Raw genomic sequence first — 17,144 nt, forward strand, 5'->3', positions numbered from 1 at the left:
GCCCGGCGGGAGCGCGCCTCACCGGCGCGACCGCACCGATGCCGTGCGCCTGGGCGAACCACCCGTCAGAGACGATGCCCAGGAGTCGCCATGTCCACCAGCACCGCCGCCCTCATGGACGGCACGGCCCTCGCCCGCCGCACGGTCGAGGAGACCGCCGCCCGCGCCGCCGAGATCACCCGCCGCACCGGCGTCACCCCGTGTCTCGCGACCGTCCTGGTCGGCGCGGACCCGGCCTCCGTGACGTACGTGAAGATGAAGCAGAACCGCTGCGCCAAGGCCGGAATCCGCTCCAGGCACGTCGAGCTGCCGGCGGCCACGACGACCGAGGAGCTCGTCGCCGCTATCACGGCCCTCTCCGAGGACCCCGGGGTCCACGGCATCCTCCTCCAGCACCCGGTCGGCCCGCACATCGACGAGCGCGCCGCCTTCGAGGCCATCGCTCCCGAGAAGGACGTCGACGGCGTCACGACGGCCTCCTTCGCCGCCATGGGCTTCGGCCTGCCCGGCTTCGTCTCCTGCACGCCCGGCGGCATCATGCGCCTCCTCGACGCGTACGACGTCGAACTCAGTGGCAGGCGCGCCGTCGTCGTCGGCCGCAGCGCGATCCTCGGCAAGCCCGCAGGACTGCTCCTCCTCGGCCGCGACGCCACCGTCACCTACTGCCACTCCCGCACCGAGGACCTCTCCTCCGTCATACGCGAGGCCGACATCCTCGTGGCCGCCGTCGGCAAGCCCGCGTTCATCAAGGGCGCGGACATCAAGCCGGGCGCCGTCGTCGTCGACGCCGGATACAACCCGGGCAACATCGGCGACGTCGACTTCGCCTCGGCCGCCGAGCGCGCCTCCCTCATCACCCCGGTGCCCGGTGGCGTCGGCCCCATGACCATCGCCGTGCTCCTGGCCCAGACGGTCCAGGGCGCGGAGCGTCAGCTCGGTCTGTAGGCCGGCCGGTGGTGTGGTGGCGGGCCAAGTGGCGGGAGGGGGCGTGGCCTGAGATGGTCACGGTTCTGTACTGGCCGCGCTCAACCTTCGAAAAGGGGTGGTCCCGGTCCCGCCGAAAGGCGAACCTGGACCACGTGCCGCCACATCCGCCGACCTCCACCCCGCCGCCGGACCGCCGGCCGGACGTACCCGGCCCGCACGGACAGTCCGCCGCGCCCGCCCCGAGCGCCGAGCCCGGCGCGTCCGTCGCGGACGGTCCGTCCGTCCCGCACGGCGTGTCGCCCTGGGAGAGTTCTGTGGGGACACGCCCCGAGTCCGGGTGGTCGCCGCGTCTCGTCCGGCTCGGTGCGCCGCGACCCGGGCCCGTCGAACCACGGCGCGCCCGCTGGTTCGGCGTGCCGCTCGTCCCGCCGCTCGTGGCCGCCTTCGCGGCGACTGCCTTCCTGGTGGCCGGCGGCGGCAGTCCTGACCCCGACGGCCGACCCGGCGGCGGTCAGACCGACGCGCCGTCGCCCGTCGGCACCCCGGCGCCGGACGGAACGTCGGCCGAGCCGCGCGGGAGTGAGAGCGGGACAGCCGCCCCCGGCGCGGACGACACGCCGACACCCGGCGCGACCGCGGGCGGCGGCACGCCGACGCGCACCGAGGACCCGCCCGTCTCCACAGGGCCCGAAGGAAGCGTGTCCCCGACCGCCCCCCGCCCCGGGACCACCGCCCCCTCGCCGCGGTCGTCCGCCCCCGCGACCGGCGACGGGGACTCCAGGCGGCCCGTCTCCTTCGAGGCGCTGCGCGTCGGCGACTGCTTCGACATCGACCGCGACGCGCCGGGAACCGCCCTCCCGCGCCGCTGCGACACGCCGCACAACGCCGAACTCGTCGCCCGGCTCCGACTGACCGGCGTCTACGCCACCGACTCGGCGATCCTCGACGCGGCCACGCTGCTGTGCCGTGAACCGCTGCGCCGCAAGGCCGCCCGGCAACCGGCCGGCACGCGCTGGACCACCTTCGTCCAGTACCCGTACCGGACCAGCTACCTCTTCGGCTCGGACACCGTCGCCTGCAGCCTGGCCGCCTCCTCCGCCACCGGCGGCGAGATCAGCGACCGCCTCCAGTAGAACCGCCTCCAGTAGAACCGCCTTCATCGGAACCGACTCCAGCAGCACCGCCTTGAGCGACACCGGCACCACCCGTTCCCGCCGTCCCCGCCGCCTCGGCCGCGAGGGCCGTGGCGAGGGCCGTCGCCGGATCGCGGTCCGCCGGGCCGGCGGGAGACCAGCGGGCGCCGGACTTCAGGTAGGGCCACCAATGTCCGCCCTTCCCGAGCCGTAGCTGCGCCTCCGCGCCCACCGCTGTCCACCGCGCGCCGCCGGCCCGCCGCAGCACCGGCCGCTCGTCGTCCTCCCAGGCCTCCAGGAGCCGGGCCGACGCCCGGGCGAGCGCCTCGGCATCCGGCGCCCACTCCTCCTCCAGTACGGCGAGGGCGGCGGCACCTCCGAACCGCCACGCGCGCGTGGCCAGGTCCATCTCCGCCCGCGTCCGGCCGGAACCGGAGGCGAGCCGCGCCGCGATCCAGGGCGCGGGGGAGTCCGCGGCGAGCCGCACGGCATCCTGAGCGAGCGTCAGCGGCGATTCATGCGATGCGGGCAACACGTGCGATTCCTGGGACTCCCGAGACTTCTGGGACTCCTGCGATGCCGGCAGCCGTTCGCCGCTCGCCCCGAGGACGGCGACGAGCATCCGGTGCGCGCGGACCGCCGCGTCCGACGCGAGGAACTCCAGCGCCACCGGGTCGATGCCCGGAGCCGGTTCCGTCTCCGTGTCCAGGGACGGCGAGCGGCCGGGACCGTCCGGGACGGCCGGAGGCGCGGGCAGCGGCGGCAGCAGGAATCCCTCCGCGTACGCCTCCTCGGCCGACACACCGTCCATGCCGTCCCCGCCCTCGGGGACGGCAGCGCCGGACGGATCGTCGGCTCCCCGGTCGACGCGCCCGGCCCGGGAGGCGCTGCGCGACTGCAGCTGGTCGAGGAGGGTGCGCTCGCCGCGCCCCCGCATGAGCAGCAGGACGAAGGGGTCCTCGTCTATCAGCCGCGCCACCTGGTAGCAGAGCGCCGCCGTGTGCGGACAGTGGTCCCACGCCTCGCATCCGCACTCCGGATCGAGGTCGCCGATCCCCGGCAGCAGGTCGAGCCCGGCCGCCGCCGCGTCCTCCACCAGGTGCGGCGGCATCTCGCGGTCGAGGAGCGCCGCGATGTGCCCGGCGCTGTCCACGGCGAGGTCGAGAAGCCGCTCCCACTCCTCCTCGGAGAACTCCCGCACCAGTACGTCGCTGCGGTGGGCCGTGCCGTCGCGGTCCTTGACCACCGCAGTGATGCGCCCGGGCCGTACCGACACGGCACCGACCGCCCCCGCCCGCGCGTGCCGGCGTCCCGCCTTCAGCTGCTGGCCGTCGAGCGCGGTGTCCTCCAGGGCCTTCAGCCACGCCCGGCCCCACCAGGTCCGGGTGAAGGCCCCGCCCTGCGCGGGCGGCAGCGCCGCGAACGTCCGCTCGTCGTCCCCGTATCCGTACCCGCTCATCGTCCGTCCCCTCGCAGTCGTACCAGCTCCGCCAGCTCCGCATCGGTCAGTTCGGTCAGCTCCTGCGGGGTGTCCCCGCCGGTCCCGAGCACCGTGTCCGCCAGCTCCCGCTTGCGGTCGAGCATGCTCGCGATCCGGTCCTCGATCGTCCCCTCGGCGATCAGCCGGTGGACCTGCACCGGCCGGTCCTGCCCGATCCGGTACGCGCGGTCGGTGGCCTGGGCCTCCACGGCCGGGTTCCACCAGCGGTCGTAGTGCACGACGTGTTCCGCCCGGGTGAGGTTGAGACCCGTGCCTGCCGCCTTGAGGGAGAGCAGGAAGACGGGCACCTCACCGCTCTGGAAGCGGGCGACCATCGCCTCGCGCTGGGCGACCGGCGTCCCTCCGTGCAGGAACTGCGTCCGTACGCCCCTCGCCGCGAGATGCGTCTCCAGGATCCTGGCCATCCCCACGTACTGCGTGAAGACCAGGGTGGCGGCGCCCTCGGCGAGGATGGTGTCGAGCAGCTCGTCGAGCAGCTCCAGCTTCCCCGAACGGCCCACGATCCTCGGCGCCTCTTCCTTGAGGTACTGGGCCGGGTGGTTGCAGATCTGCTTGAGGCCCGTCAGCAGCTTCACCACCAGGCCGCGCCGTGCCATGCCGTCGGCCTCGGAGATCGCCGCCAGGGTCTCCCGTACCACCGCCTCGTACAGACCGGCCTGTTCCGGAGTGAGGGAGACCGCCCTGTCCGTCTCCGTCTTCGGTGGCAGCTCGGGCGCGATGCCGGGGTCCGACTTGCGGCGGCGCAGCAGGAACGGGCGGACGAGCGCGGCGAGCCGCGCGGCGGCGGCCGGGTCCCTGCCGCCCTCCACGGCGGCGGCGAACCGGGTCCGGAACGCGCCCAGGCTGCCGAGGAGACCCGGCGTGGTCCAGTCGAGGATCGCCCACAGTTCGGAGAGGTTGTTCTCCACGGGCGTGCCCGACAGTGCCACGCGCGCGCGTGCCCCGATGGTCCGCAGCTGCCGGGCGGTCGCCGAGTACGGGTTCTTGACGTGCTGCGCCTCGTCGGCGACGACGAGTCCCCAGGTCCGTGCGGCGAGTCGCGCCGCGTCCAGGCGCATCGTGCCGTATGTGGTGAGGACGAAACCGCCGTCGGGCATGTCCTCCAGGTCCCGGGTGGCGCCGTGGAAGCGGCGCACCGGCGTACCCGGGGCGAACTTCTCGATCTCGCGCTGCCAGTTGCCCATGAGGGAGGTCGGGCAGACCACGAGCGTCGGCCCCGCGGACGCCGGGTCGGACTGACGGTGCAGGTGCAGGGCGATGACCGTGATCGTCTTTCCGAGCCCCATGTCGTCGGCGAGGCAGCCACCGAGACCGAGGGAGGTCATCCGGTGCAGCCAGTCGAGTCCGCGCAGCTGGTAGTCGCGCAGGGTCGCGGCGAGCGCGGCGGGCTGGGACACCTCCGGCCGGCTTCCCTCGGGTTCGGCGAGGCGTTCCCGCAGACGCTCGAGCCAACCGGACGCCGCCACCTCGACGAGCCGGCCGTCGACCTCGGTGGTGCCGGTGAGGACGGCGGAGAGGGCGTCCACGGGGGTGATCTTGCGGTCCTGCTGGGAGCGGGCCCGGCGTACCTCGGCCGGGTCGACGAGTACCCAGCGGTCCCGCAGGCGTACGAGAGGCCGTCCGGCTTCGGCGAGCCGGTCGAGTTCGGCCCTGGTCAGCTCCTGGTCGCCCACGGCGAAGCGCCAGTTGAAGCCGAGCAGCGCGTCGGCGGAGAGGAACGAGGGCAGGCCGGAGGCGGAACCCCCGGCCTCGGCGTCCGCGGGGCCCTCGAAGCCCTCAGCGTCCTCGGGGCGGTCGCCGGGCCGGGTTCCCGTCGGTCCGTCAGCGGATCGGGTTCCCGTCGGTCCGTCGGCGGGTCGGCCGCCGCCGGTCTCCCCGTCCGCCGGGCCGATCACGGCCTGGGCGGTGAGCCGGTCGGCGAGCTCGCGCGGCCAGTGGACCTGGACGCCCGCCGAGGCGAGGGCACGGCCCGCCGTGCCGAGGAGCTCCGCGACCTCCTCGTCGGCGAGTTCGACGGTGTCGGGTACCGCCGCCGTCAGGAGCGGGGCCAGCGGGGGCCAGGCACGTGCCCCGCGCCGCAGGGCGAGCAGGGCGTCCATCCTGGCCCGGGGGCCGAAGGCGTCCCCGGTCCGTCCGGAGGCCGCCCACACTTCCGCCGCGTCCGCGACCAGCGTGGGGTCGGCGACGGCGTGCAGTTGCAGTACCGCGCGGAACGCGGGCGCCTCCTGCGCCTCGGCACGGAAGCCGGGGAGTTCGAGCCGGAGCGAAAGACGGATGCCCGCGTCGTGCACGGCGGCCACGTCGGCGGCCCACGGCCGCGCCGCGGGGATCCTCTGCGGTTCGTCGGCCGAGAAGGCGGGCCCGCCGGCGGCGAGTGGAGCCGCCGGCGTACGGGGCAGGGTGTCCGCGACGGCGTCGACGAAGGCGCGGAGCAGCGACTCGGGCCGCGGAAGCAGCAGCGGCCGTTCCGGCGAGAGCGGTACGGCGTGGGCGATGGGAGGCATCGAGGCGGCGAGCGTACGCAGTTCCGCCAGCTCTCCGGGGCCGAGCGGGCCGGCTCGCCACGCGTCGAGGTCGCCGGAGGCGAGGCCGGGCAGCAGCAGGCCCCGCGCGACGAGGTCCAGGGCGAGGAGCGACGCGGCACCCCAGAAGGCGGTCGAGGGGGACGCGGCGTCGGAGAAGCGGGCCCGGGCGAGCAGGGGCAGGCCGTCCCGTACGGACAGGGTGAGGGCGGGGACGGTCACGGGGCGGAGGTCGGCGCCGTCCACGACCGTGATCTCGGCACCGGTCGGGCGGAGGCCGGGAGCAGAGCCGGCGAGGTCAGGGAGGGGCTCGCCGTCCGGCGACCAGAAGGCGATCCGGCTCGCGCGCGGCGGATCGGCGGGGAGGAAGACCGCGGAGTGGCGGACGAGTTCGTGAGCGGTTTCGCGAGCGGAATCATCGGGTCCGTACGACGGCGACAACGCATTCCTCAAATTTGACTACCTGGCGACTGAGCGGCCGAGGATACCTCGCCGAACCGCCTGAGGACGCATCAGTCATGCGTGATCCACGCCACAGCAGGCCGAGGGTGGGGGCTGCCCCACCCCCGGCCCCCGGCGCACCCCCCACCGGGGACGGGTGGTGACGCCATGGCCCCGGACGATCACGAATCCGTACGTTCTCAACAGGCGCTCACCGATCGAACACCACCGGATCCCGACCGACAGAAACCGGAGCCCGCCCATGTCCCAGGCCACCGTCCTGCCCCCGGCCGCCGCCCCCGACGCGGCGCCCGCCCGTGCCAGAGGCGGTAGCGAGTTCACCCCGCTCCTGCGGACGGTGAGGGAACAGGGCCTCCTCGAACACCGCCCCGGCTGGTACGTCCGCGGCATCCTCGTGAACCTCCTCGGCATCGCCGCCGTCGTGACCGGGATCGCCCTGATCGGACCCTCCTGGTGGGCGCTGCCCCTCGCCGTACCCCTCGCGCTGCTCTCCGCCCGGGTCGCCTTCGTCGGCCACGACGCGGGCCATGCCCAGATCACCGCCGACCGGAGGATCAGCCGGATCGTCCAGCTCGTCCACGCCAACCTCCTCCTCGGCATGAGCCGGGAGTGGTGGAACGACAAGCACAACCGCCACCACGCCCACCCCAACCACCTCGACAAGGACCCGGACGTCGCGGCCGACATCCTCGTCTTCGCCGAGCACCAGACCGCCGGCCGCAAGGGCCTTCGCGGGTTCCTCACCCGTCACCAGGCCTGGCTGTTCTTCCCCCTGACGACCCTGGAGGGCATCGCCCTCAAGGTGTACGGCGTCCAGGCGCTCCTCGCGAAGGACGGCCCCTGCCGCACCCGGCGCGAGCGGCTCGTCGAAGGCGCGCTGCTCATCGCCCACTTCGCCGGCTACACGGCGCTGCTGCTCACCCTCCTCAGCCCCGTCCAGGCCCTGGTCTTCGCCCTCGTCCACCAGATGCTGTTCGGCGTGCACCTCGGCATGGCCTTCGCCCCCAACCACAAGGGCATGGAGCGGCCGGACGAGCACGCGGACGGCGACACCTGGGGACATCTGCGGCGCCAGGTCCTCACCTCGCGCAACATCCGCGGCGGCACCCTGACCGACTGGTTCCTCGGCGGGCTCAACTACCAGGTCGAGCACCACCTCTTCCCGAGCATGCCGCGACCGAACCTGCGCCTCGCCCAGCCCGCGGTACGGGCCCACTGCGCCGCCCTGGGCGTGCCGTACACGGAGACCGGCTTCCTGGACTCGTACCGGCAGGCTCTGGGCCACCTGCACGAGGTGGGCGCGCCGCTGCGCTCCGAGTGGGCCGAGTAATCTCGGAGATGATCACGCGCGGTGTGGTCATCGGTCCGGCGGTCGGAGACGCGGCCACCGGAGAGCGGAGAAGGGGAGCTCCTCGACATGAGCGACGGCAGCGACGGCACGATCACCACAGTCAGCAGCAACGGCACGTACTCGTTCACCAAGCCCAACCGGGAGGGCATCACCCTCCTCGCCGGGCTCGGCGTGGAGGGTGACGTCCACGCGGGCGTCACGGTCAAGCACCGCTCCCGGGTCGCCCGCGACCCGAACCAGCCCAACCTGCGTCAGGTCCACCTCATCCACGCCGAACTCTTCGACGACGTCGCCGGCGCCGGCTTCGAGGTCGCTCCCGGCGACCTCGGCGAGAACGTCACGACCCGGGGGATCGACCTCCTCGGCCTGCCCACCGGCACCCGCCTCCACCTCGGCTCCGAAGCCGTCGTCGAGGTCACCGGACTGCGCAACCCCTGCGCCCAGATCGACGGCTTCCGGCACGGACTGCTCAAGCAGGTCCTCGGACGTGACGAGAACGGCGAGGTCGTGCGCAAGGCCGGGATCATGAGCATCGTCCTCACCGGCGGGGAGGTGCGGCCCGGCGACCCGGTCCGCGTCGAGCTGCCCGAGGGGCCGCACCGCCCGCTGGAAATGGTCTGAGCCGCGCACGCCCCTCCCGCACTGTCGGTGGTCACTCCTCCAGAGCGCAGGAGTCGACCACGTCACCTCCGGCGGGCCGTGTGATCGTACGGTCGGCGGGCGGCGGCGTACCGTCCTCGACCCAGCGCGTCAGCGCCTCGAACGCGGAGCGGTAGCACGGCAGGATCGGACGCAGCCGGTCCGGATAGGTGTCGTACAGGCCGTCGGTGTGTGTCCCGTCCTGCACCGTGTAGTACCGGTGCAGGGCGCCCCTGCCCCTCCCGTCGATCATCCGCGCGTACACGTCGGAGCCGGTGGAGATCGGCAGCAGGGTGTCCAGGTCGCCGTGGAGCGTCAGGAGGGGCTTGCCGATGCGTCCGGTGAGCGCCACCTTCGCGACCGCGCGGTGGACGGACGCCGGCCGGACGGCGTAGTCGTAGGAGGCGTCCGACGCGCAGGGCGCGAAGATCTGCTCCACCGTCCCGCCGGCCGTCGTGCCGGGGCAGGCCGGATCGTACGAGGGATCGAACTCGGCCCGGAAGATCTTCTGCGTCAGCCCCCAGTACGCCTTCTCGTGGTACGGCCACAGGAAGCGCGACTCCGGCGCGAAGCCCGCCCCGACCACGTCCTCGTCGGTGGCCCGCCCGAGTGACCTGGCCACCGTGACCGGCAGGCTCGTCAGCAGGTTGGGACCGCCGGTGGTCCACAGGACGCCCTCCCAGTCGACCCCGCCGTCGTACAGCTCGGGCCGGTTCTCCAGCTGCCAGCGCGTGAGATAGCCGCCGTTGGAGATCCCGGTCATGTAGGTGTGCTCCGGGGCCCGGCCGTACCGCTGCCGCACGGTCTTCCGGGCGGCGCGCGTCAGCTCGGTCACCCGGCGGTTCCATTCGGCGACCGCGTCGCCCGGCCCGCGTCCGTCGGTGAAGAAGTCCGGCCCCGTGTTGCCCTTGTCGGTGGCGGCGTAGGCGAAACCGCGGGCCAGGACCTCGTCGGAGATCAGCGCGTCCGTCGAGTACTGGCGGCGGGTGCCCGGCGCGCCGGTGACGACGAGCCCGCCGTTCCAGCGGTCGGGCAGCCGGATGACGAACTGCGCGTCGTGCGCCCAGCCGTGGGTGGCGTTGAGGCGAGAGTCGTCGGGGAAGTAGCCGTCGATCTGGACACCGGGCACGCCGGAGGGGTTACGGGTCCCCTTGGCGGCGAGACCGGCCTGGTCCGCCATGTCCGTGTACGGCGTACCGGCGAGCCCTGCGGTCGTCAGATCCTCCAGGCAGGCGGACCGCTGGTGCTCGGCACCGGGTACGTGGAGCCGGTCCTGCCGTGCGCAGTGCGCGGCGGACCGCTCCTGCGCCCCGGCGGGGCTCGCCGGAGCGAGGAGGGTGGCCCCCGTCAGGAACACGGTGAACAGGGAGACGCCTGGGGACAGGCGCATGGTGGCCTCCGAAAGGGACGGCGGAAAGGGGTGTGGCGCCACATCCTGCGGCGCACCCTCACCACCGGGCCATATCTCCGGACCACACCTCGGGCACCCGTCTCATGGGGCCCATGGGTACCGCGGCCCCGGCTTCCGGGTCGGGGCAGGGGCTCAGGAAGGCCGTACCGCCATCGCGTCGAGCGCTTCGAGGAGCGCGGGCAGCCGTGCCCCGCGGGCCACCGGCAGCACCTCGCGCGGCAGCTCGTCGAGGAGTACGAAGGCCATGTCGTCCGCCCTGGCCACCAGCGACCAGCCGGGACCGTCCGCGCGGAGCGTCCGTACCCCTCCTTCGGCGGCGACCACCGACCGCACCCGCCCGACCGGCGGCGGCTCCTCCAGATAGCCGTGGAGCTCGTCGAGCGCCCTGCGTACGCCGTCGTACGGGTCGGCGGCGCCCGGGGCCGCGGCCGGCCCGTCGGTGCCGCCGGCCGCCGGGGCGGCAGCGGTCCCGGCGGGTGCGGCTGTGGAACCGTCGCTCACCTGGTCCCGCCAGGCCGCCCACTGAAGTGCCACCTCGTCGGCTCCGAGCCGGCGCTGTGCCGGCCCCCAGTCATCGCCCGAGGGCGGGACCAGCGGGGCGGGGTCGCCCTCCTCCGGCTCCGGATCGTGTGGTGCCGGCACACCGGGGGCGCGCGTCGCCACGTCCAGTGGCCAGCCCGGCAGCCCCGCCACCACGCTGCTCTCGTGGGGCGAGAGGTCATACGCCATGCCGCAGTCCCAGGAGGAGATCGCCACCGCGACGAGCGACACGTCGTCGACGACGACCGTCCAGCGCGCCCCGAGCCCGTCCTGGCCGAACACGAGCCCGTACCCCTCGGCGTACGCCTGAAGACCGAGAGCCGCGCAGGCCGCCGGATAGTCGTCACCGAGCACGCTGGGGAAGCGCGCGGGCGTCAGCAGTGCCGCGGTCAGCACGAACAGCGCGTCGGCGTCGCCGGCGGCCTCGGCCGCGGCGATCGGGTCCGTCCCAGCCACGCAGGCCTCCCCATCTGGTCGTCGGCGCACCTTAACCGCTGAGGAGCCGCGCCTGTCCAGAGCCGGGAGCCGTGACCTGCGTCGCCGTGGGGGCGACACTGCCGGATGGCCACCGTCGTCGGCGCCGCGACCGTGGTGCCCGCGCACAGCAGACGTTCAGCCCGAACCAGGCGTGGTTCGTACTGGTGGGCACGGGCCTGTGCTGCGTCGTCGGGCTTCCCGTGCTGGCGCTCGGGTACGGGGAGCTGCTGGCCAAGGGGCATCCTGCCCCCACCGGCGACTGATACGCGCAGACCCGCTGGTCGTGGGTCTGCGCGTCCTGCGGGTCCAAAGTGTCCTACGTGTCCGCGCGCCTGGGCCCGCTAGGCGTCGTCCACCGTGCGTCCCGCGCGTTCCTCCCGCAGGCCGAGGAGCGAGCGCGCCACTGCGCCCGGTGACTCGCCGCGTTCCCGGGCGAGGGTGAGGAGGGCCCGGCAGGCCAGTTCGTTGACGCCGAACGACAGCATCCCGGGGGAGACCCGGCCCGCCGCCTCCTCCGCCCTGGCCGGGTCGTCCTCGGCGCACGCGGCCACGTACTCCGCCGCCGCCTCGAAGAGGTTGTGCCCCTGCCGGGGGCGCGGTGGGGCAGGCGTGGCCGCCGCGGGCGCCCGCCGGGCGGAGGGGAGGAGCCTGCGCAGTCTTTCCCGTACACGTGCCACGCCGCACCGCCTTTCCCGGGTACGACTACCCGGTACATCCACCGTAGACAGTGAAGTCCCCTGACAGAAGGGCTCGTTGGCGCCGATCGCCGAGAGGGCGCGCCCGGCGCGTCGATCAGGCCCGGCTGCACCGGCTGGGTCCGCCGGCGGAGTGTCCGGGTTCGTTCGTCCTCCGCATGGGCGTGTGCGGTCGTGCCCCTCAGACCGGTCGGACGGCCAGGGCCAGAAAGCGCGTGTCCTCGTCGACGTAACGGACGAGCCGCCAGCCCGCTTCGGCGAGTACGGGGCGGAGCCGGGGCTCGGCGCGGAGATCGTCCGGCGTGAGCTGCCGGCCGTGGCGGGCCGCGAGGGCGACCCGGCCGATCGGGTGGAACAGTGCGAGCCGGCCCCCGGGGCGTACGACACGGGCGAGTTCACGCAGGCCGGCGACCGGGTCCGCGAGGTGTGAGATCAGCCCCGCCCCGAAGACGGCGTCGAGCACGCCGTCCCGCACCGGCAGCCGGCCGACATCGGCGAGCAGCAGCGTCGCGGTGCGGTCCGCGGCCTTCGCGTCGCCGGATGCCCCCGGTCCACCCGGTCCACCCGGTCCGCCCGGTCCGCCGCGCCCTGCGCGGACGGCCTGTTCGAGCATCTCCGGGGTGACGTCGACGCCGAGCACGGTGCCGGAGGGGCCGACGGCCGCCCGGAGCGGCGGCAGGGCCCGCCCGGTCCCGCAGCCGGCGTCCAGGACCGCGTCGCCCGGCCGCAGGCCGAGTTCGCCCACGGCCGCCGCGTACGCGGGCCCGTCATCGGGGAACCTGGTGTCCCAGTCGGCGGCGCGGGAGCCGAAGAACTCTCGGACGTGTGAGGGGTCATCGCTCATGAGCTCATGATTCCGTACCCGGAGGGGTGAACGTTCTGTGTGCACGTTCGAGCCCGGCCCGATCGTTCGGGACCATCTCCCTGTCATATTCCATCAGCTTTCGAAATGCGCCCCTTGTGCGCCCCCTGATGCGCACTAGCGTCCCTGAGCCATGGGACACCTGGACCACGCCACCTTCGGCTGGCTGACACCTGCACTGTCGTACGCGATGGCCTGCGTCGGCGCCGCCCTCGGGCTGCGCTGCACGGTGCGCGCGCTCGACGCGACCGGTCGATCACGGCGGAACTGGCTGCTCACCGCGGCCTCCGCGATCGGCACCGGAATCTGGACGATGCACTTCGTGGCGATGCTCGGCTTCGGAGTCACCGGCACCGACATCCGCTACGACGTACCGCTCACCATCCTCAGCCTCGTCATCGCCATGGCCGTCGTCGGCGTCGGCGTGTTCGCCGTCGGCTACGGCCGCGACCGGCTCCGCTCGCTCCTGATCGGGGGGCTGACCACGGGCGTCGGCGTGGCGAGCATGCACTACATGGGCATGGCCGCCCTCCGGCTCCACGGCGAGGTCCGCTACGACCCCGTACTCGTCGGCCTGTCGGTCCTGATCGCCGTCGTCGCGGCCACCGCCGCCCTGTGGGCGGCCCTCAACATCCACTCACCCGTGGCCGTGGCCGTCGCCTCGCTCGTGATGGGCGCGGCCGTCAGCAGCATGCACTACACGGGCATGTTCGCGGTGCGTGTGGAGGTGGTCCCCTCGGCAGCGCCCCTTCCGGGCGCCACGGTCATGCAGTTCATCTTCCCCCTCGCCGTCGGCCTCGGCTCCTACCTCTTCATCACCTCGGCCTTCGTCGCCCTCTCCCCGACGGCCAAGGAGCGGGCCGCGTATGCCCACGCCGGCCGTCTCACCGAGCCGGACGAACGCGCGGTGGATGTCGCACCCCCGGGCTTCCGCACCCCGCAGACGACCGCCCGTGCGCATTCGAACTGACCCTCTTCCCCCGCTTGATCCACCGCACCAGAGCCAGTCGCAGCCGGAACGAGGAGGCCATGCGAACTCCCCGCAAGACCAATGACGCCGAGGCGACGGCGCCGCCGTCGGCCGGCGCGCGCGGCCGGCGAGCCCACGCAGGGCCGCCCGCCGAGGAGCCGGGGGAGCCCTATCCCGCCACCGGACCGACCGCCGGGCAGACGGCAGGGCAGACGACAGGACGGACCGCCGGGCAGCCCCCCGGGCAGACGGCAGGACAGGCCGCCGGACAGGCGGAGGAACCGACCGTCCGAGCACCGGCAGCCGCCGAGGCGTCGTCGATGCCCCGCGACCCCGCCGCCGGTCGCGGCCGCCCCGGGCGAACCGGGCTCCACGGGCTGCGCCCCCGTACCGTCCGCGCCAAGATCGTCTCGCTCCTGATGGTCCCGGTCGTCTCCCTCCTCGCGCTGTGGGGTTTCGCCACCGTCACCACCGCCCAGGACGTCGCCCGGCTGCGCCAGCTCCAGCGCGTCGACGCCGAGATCCGTGAGCCCGTGACGGCGGTCCTCGCCGCCCTCCAGGCCGAACGGCGCGCCGCCGTACGGCAGGTCGCCGCCCCGGGTGCCACCCGGGCCGCCGAACTCAAGGACCGCGTACGCGGCACGGACGAGGCCGTCGACCGCCTCCGCCTGGACGACACGCACACCGTCGGCGACACCGGTGACCTGCCCGGAGACGTCGGCGCGCGGGTGGGCACGCTCGTCGGCAAGGTCGAGGGCCTCACCCGGCTCCGTACCGCCGCCACCGAGGGGCGGGCCGACTGGGACCAGGTGTACGAGGAGTACACCGCCGCGGTCTCCGCGGCCTTCGCCGTCGCCGGTGCCCTCACCGGCATCCAGGACTCCCAGCAGGGGTCCGACGCGCGCGTGCTGCTGGAACTCGGCCGGGCGGGCGAGATGCTGGCCCGTGAGGACGCCCTCCTCACCTCCGCCCACCTCGACGGCCGGTTCACCGAGAGCCGGCTCCGCGCCTTCTCCGGCGCCGTCGAGACCCGCCGTACCCTCACCGCTGCGGCGACCGCCGACCTGCCCGCCGCCGAACGCGCGGCGTGGACCCGGCTCGCCGCCGGCGGTGACCACGCCCGCCTCACCCGGGCGGAGGACCGGGTCAGCGCCGCGAGCCCGGGCCGTGCCGCCGCACAGGCCGTCACCTCCGCGGACTGGGACGGCACGCTCGCCGCCGTACGGAACGGACTCGGTACGATCGAGACCGACGCGCGCACCGCGGCGGCCGACCGCGCCGACCCCTTCGCCGGCGGAGTGCTCAGCGCGGGCGGCGCGGCGGTGGTCCTCGGCCTCGCGGCCGTCGCGGCCTCCCTCGTCATCTCCGTCCGGATCGGCCGCGGACTCGTCGTCGAGCTGGTCAGCCTGCGCAACACCGCCCTCGGCATCGCACGCGGCAAACTTCCCGCCGCCATGCGCCGGCTGCGCGCCGGCGAGGAGATCGACGTCGAGGCCGAGGCCCCGCCGGGACCCGCCTCCCAGGACGAGGTCGGACAGGTCGGCGAAGCCCTCACGATCGTCCATCGCGCTGCCCTCTCCGCCGCCGTCGAACGCGCCGAACTCGCCAGCGGCATCTCCGGCGTCTTCGTCAACCTCGCCCGCCGCAGCCAGGTCCTCGTCCACCGCCAGCTCAACCTCCTGGACAGCATGGAGCGGCGCGCCGACGACCCCAACGAGCTCGGCGACCTCTTCCGGCTCGACCACCTCACCACCCGGATGCGCCGCCACGCCGAGAGCCTCATCATCCTGTCGGGCGCCGCCCCCGGCCGTGCCTGGCGCATGCCCGTCCCCCTCACCAACGTCGTCCGCGCCGCCGTCTCCGAGATCGAGGACTACGCGCGCGTGGAGATGCGCAGGCTCCCCGAGACGGCCGTCGTCGGCGGCGCCGTCGCCGACCTCACCCATCTCCTGGCGGAACTCATCGAGAACGCCGCCCAGTTCTCCCCGCCCCACACCAAGGTCCGTGTCAGCGGAGAACCCGTCGGCAACGGATACGCCCTGGAGATCGAGGACCGGGGACTCGGCATGGGCAAGGAGACCCTCGCCGAGGCCAACGCCCGCATCGCCCAGTCCGAGGCCCTCGACCTCTTCGACAGCGACAGGCTCGGCCTCTTCGTGGTCAGCAGGCTCTCCTCCCGCCACGACATCAAGGTCCAGCTTCGGACCTCCCCGTACGGCGGCACGACGGCCGTAGTCCTCCTCCCGACCGACCTGCTCCAGGGTGCGCTGCCGACGGGCCGCGGCGCACCGGCCACCGGTCACGGCCCCGACACCCCGCCCGCCGGAACCCCCCGCGCGCGTGATCCCCGCGCGGCCACCGCCGGCGCGGGGGCCCCCGCCACCGCCGAGCGCCGTACGGAGGACTCGCGCGCCGCACGCGAACACGAGGAGGCGCACCGCGCGGAGGCCCGGCGCTTCGGCCGCCCCCAGCCGCCCCGTTCCCAGCGACAGGCCGGCCCGCCCGCGCCCACCGGCCCGGCGTTCACCGGCGGCCCGCCCGCCGGGGCCGTTCCGGAGCCCCGCAGGGCCGCCCCGCGGCCCGCGCCCGGGGAGCGGCCCGTCACCCTGTCCCAGGGGGCGGGTGGCGAACGGCCTCCGGTACCGCCGGCCGCCCCGTACTCCTCCCGCCCGCAGCGCCCGACCGCCGTCCCCTCGCTCCCCGCTCCACCGGAGGCCGGGCCTCCGCCCGCGGGGGTCACCGAGCTGCGCCGCCGGGGCCCCTCCGTCCCGCCGCCGACGCGCGAGAAGCCCGCCGGCAGGGCCGACGGTCCCGCCGGACACGGCGACCACGAGACCGAGCTGCCCCGGCGCGTACGGCAGGCGAGCCTCGTGCCGCAGCTGCGCGAGGCACCCGCCCCGGCGCCGGTGTTCGTACCGACCGCGCCCGGCACGGAAGCCCGCACCCCGGAGCAGGTACGGGACCGCATGGCGGCCTACCGGGACGGCTGGCAGCGGGGCGGGGGCGCCGCCCCCGGCAGCAGGCGCCCGCTCGGCGCCGGCTTCGAAGGCGACCCGGGCGCGGAGCCCGCCACCCGGCCCCGTACGGATCCGCGTACGGACCCCCGCGCGGACCCGCGTACGGACCCCCACGCGGAAGCCGGCCGTGGCACGGGCCACCACACCGGCCACCGCACCACCCCCCTCGACGACCCCCGTACCGAAGGAGACCACGCATGATCGAACACGAGAGGATCTCCCACCGCCGGTCCGGCGAGCTCGACTGGCTCCTCGACGACCTCGTCACGCGCGTCCGGGAGGTCCGCCACACCGTGGTGCTCTCCAACGACGGCCTCGCCGTCGGGTCCTCGAGCGGACTCAGCCGGGAGGACGCCGAGCACCTGGCCGCCATCGCCTCCGGCTTCAACAGCCTCGCCAAGGGCGCGGGACGCCAGTTCCACACGGGTGGCGTCCGCCAGACCATGGTCGAGATGGACGACGGTTTCCTCTTCGTCGCCGCGGCGGGCGACGGATCCTGTCTCGCCGTCCTCAGCTCCGTCAGCGCCGACATCGGCCTGATCGCCTACGAGATGGCCCGGCTCGTCAAACGTGTCGGCGAGCACCTGCACACCCCGCCGCGGCTCACGGTGACCCCGCCGGCCGTCGGCTGACCCGG

Annotated in this window: 13 protein-coding genes; 7 read left to right on the forward strand and 6 right to left on the reverse strand. The window is 74.4% G+C overall.

The genetic code is table 11. The features are described 5' to 3' along the window. Nucleotides 1–90: 90 nt before the first annotated feature. Both ACIA8N_RS27475 and ACIA8N_RS27480 read left to right on the forward strand, forming a co-directional pair. Nucleotides 91–945 (forward strand): tetrahydrofolate dehydrogenase/cyclohydrolase catalytic domain-containing protein, encoded by an 855-nt coding sequence (locus ACIA8N_RS27475; protein WP_365783951.1) that lies wholly within the window; start codon nt 91–93, stop codon nt 943–945. Between the two features lie 134 nt (nt 946–1,079). After that, on the forward strand, nt 1,080–2,060 hold the full coding sequence (locus tag ACIA8N_RS27480) for a hypothetical protein (protein ID WP_365783950.1): 981 nt from the start codon (nt 1,080–1,082) through the stop codon (nt 2,058–2,060). Here the strand turns inward: ACIA8N_RS27480 and ACIA8N_RS27485 are convergent. Together ACIA8N_RS27485 and ACIA8N_RS27490 are read right to left on the reverse strand one after the other, a co-directional pair. Continuing rightward, on the reverse strand, nt 2,041–3,519 hold the full coding sequence (locus ACIA8N_RS27485) for an SWF or SNF family helicase (protein ID WP_365783948.1): 1,479 nt from the start codon (nt 3,517–3,519) through the stop codon (nt 2,041–2,043). The two genes, ACIA8N_RS27480 and ACIA8N_RS27485, sit on opposite strands and share 20 nt — an antisense overlap. Then, nucleotides 3,516–6,524 (reverse strand): SNF2-related protein, encoded by a 3,009-nt coding sequence (locus ACIA8N_RS27490; protein ID WP_399416806.1) that lies wholly within the window; start codon nt 6,522–6,524, stop codon nt 3,516–3,518. The genes ACIA8N_RS27485 and ACIA8N_RS27490 overlap by 4 nt, the downstream gene beginning before the upstream one ends. Nucleotides 6,525–6,786: 262 nt before the next feature. Here ACIA8N_RS27490 and ACIA8N_RS27495 point away from each other — a divergent pair, with 262 nt between their 5' ends. Then, a complete protein-coding gene (locus tag ACIA8N_RS27495) occupies nt 6,787–7,875 on the forward strand; it encodes an acyl-CoA desaturase (RefSeq protein WP_365783943.1) in 1,089 nt (362 codons plus the stop codon). A gap of 87 nt (nt 7,876–7,962) precedes the next feature. Next, nucleotides 7,963–8,517 (forward strand): MOSC domain-containing protein, encoded by a 555-nt coding sequence (locus ACIA8N_RS27500; protein ID WP_365783941.1) that lies wholly within the window; start codon nt 7,963–7,965, stop codon nt 8,515–8,517. 31 nt (nt 8,518–8,548) lie between these two features. Here ACIA8N_RS27500 and ACIA8N_RS27505 read toward each other — a convergent pair whose 3' ends face one another. The 4 genes from ACIA8N_RS27505 to ACIA8N_RS27520 form a co-directional block, all read right to left on the reverse strand. Then, the gene (locus tag ACIA8N_RS27505; protein WP_365783939.1) at nt 8,549–9,925 is read right to left on the reverse strand and encodes a tannase/feruloyl esterase family alpha/beta hydrolase; all 1,377 of its coding nucleotides are present in this window, start codon (nt 9,923–9,925) and stop codon (nt 8,549–8,551) included. A gap of 153 nt (nt 9,926–10,078) precedes the next feature. Then, on the reverse strand, nt 10,079–10,942 hold the full coding sequence (locus ACIA8N_RS27510; protein ID WP_365783937.1) for a hypothetical protein: 864 nt from the start codon (nt 10,940–10,942) through the stop codon (nt 10,079–10,081). A 362-nt stretch (nt 10,943–11,304) separates the two neighbouring features. Then, on the reverse strand, nt 11,305–11,640 hold the full coding sequence (locus ACIA8N_RS27515) for a hypothetical protein (protein WP_365783935.1): 336 nt from the start codon (nt 11,638–11,640) through the stop codon (nt 11,305–11,307). A gap of 199 nt (nt 11,641–11,839) precedes the next feature. Further along, on the reverse strand, nt 11,840–12,502 hold the full coding sequence (locus ACIA8N_RS27520; RefSeq protein WP_365783933.1) for a methyltransferase domain-containing protein: 663 nt from the start codon (nt 12,500–12,502) through the stop codon (nt 11,840–11,842). A 151-nt stretch (nt 12,503–12,653) separates the two neighbouring features. Between ACIA8N_RS27520 and ACIA8N_RS27525 the strand changes: the two genes are divergently transcribed. From ACIA8N_RS27525 to ACIA8N_RS27535, 3 genes are read left to right on the forward strand one after another with little or no spacing between them, the layout of a single operon-like run. After that, a complete protein-coding gene (locus tag ACIA8N_RS27525; RefSeq protein ID WP_365783931.1) occupies nt 12,654–13,490 on the forward strand; it encodes an MHYT domain-containing protein in 837 nt (278 codons plus the stop codon). 59 nt (nt 13,491–13,549) lie between these two features. Next, nucleotides 13,550–16,708 (forward strand): nitrate- and nitrite sensing domain-containing protein, encoded by a 3,159-nt coding sequence (locus ACIA8N_RS27530; protein WP_365783929.1) that lies wholly within the window; start codon nt 13,550–13,552, stop codon nt 16,706–16,708. Next, entirely contained in the window at nt 16,705–17,139 is a 435-nt protein-coding gene (locus ACIA8N_RS27535; RefSeq protein WP_365783927.1) for a roadblock/LC7 domain-containing protein, read from the forward strand. Before ACIA8N_RS27530 ends, ACIA8N_RS27535 begins: the two co-directional genes overlap by 4 nt. Nucleotides 17,140–17,144: the final 5 nt, after the last annotated feature.

It is taken from the genome of Streptomyces sp. NPDC051822 (assembly GCF_044452745.1).
Classification (GTDB): Bacteria; Actinomycetota; Actinomycetes; order Streptomycetales; family Streptomycetaceae; genus Streptomyces.

Coding starts and splice junctions, on each gene's coding strand:
- ACIA8N_RS27505 (WP_365783939.1), bottom strand. CDS start 9,925: ATGCGCCTGTCCCCAGGCGTCTCCCTGTTCACCGTGTTCCTGACGGGG.
- ACIA8N_RS27485 (WP_365783948.1), bottom strand. CDS start 3,519: ATGAGCGGGTACGGATACGGGGACGACGAGCGGACGTTCGCGGCGCTG.
- ACIA8N_RS27500 (WP_365783941.1), top strand. CDS start 7,963: ATGAGCGACGGCAGCGACGGCACGATCACCACAGTCAGCAGCAACGGC.
- ACIA8N_RS27475 (WP_365783951.1), top strand. CDS start 91: ATGTCCACCAGCACCGCCGCCCTCATGGACGGCACGGCCCTCGCCCGC.
- ACIA8N_RS27530 (WP_365783929.1), top strand. CDS start 13,550: ATGCGAACTCCCCGCAAGACCAATGACGCCGAGGCGACGGCGCCGCCG.
- ACIA8N_RS27525 (WP_365783931.1), top strand. CDS start 12,654: ATGGGACACCTGGACCACGCCACCTTCGGCTGGCTGACACCTGCACTG.
- ACIA8N_RS27520 (WP_365783933.1), bottom strand. CDS start 12,502: ATGAGCGATGACCCCTCACACGTCCGAGAGTTCTTCGGCTCCCGCGCC.
- ACIA8N_RS27495 (WP_365783943.1), top strand. CDS start 6,787: ATGTCCCAGGCCACCGTCCTGCCCCCGGCCGCCGCCCCCGACGCGGCG.
- ACIA8N_RS27535 (WP_365783927.1), top strand. CDS start 16,705: ATGATCGAACACGAGAGGATCTCCCACCGCCGGTCCGGCGAGCTCGAC.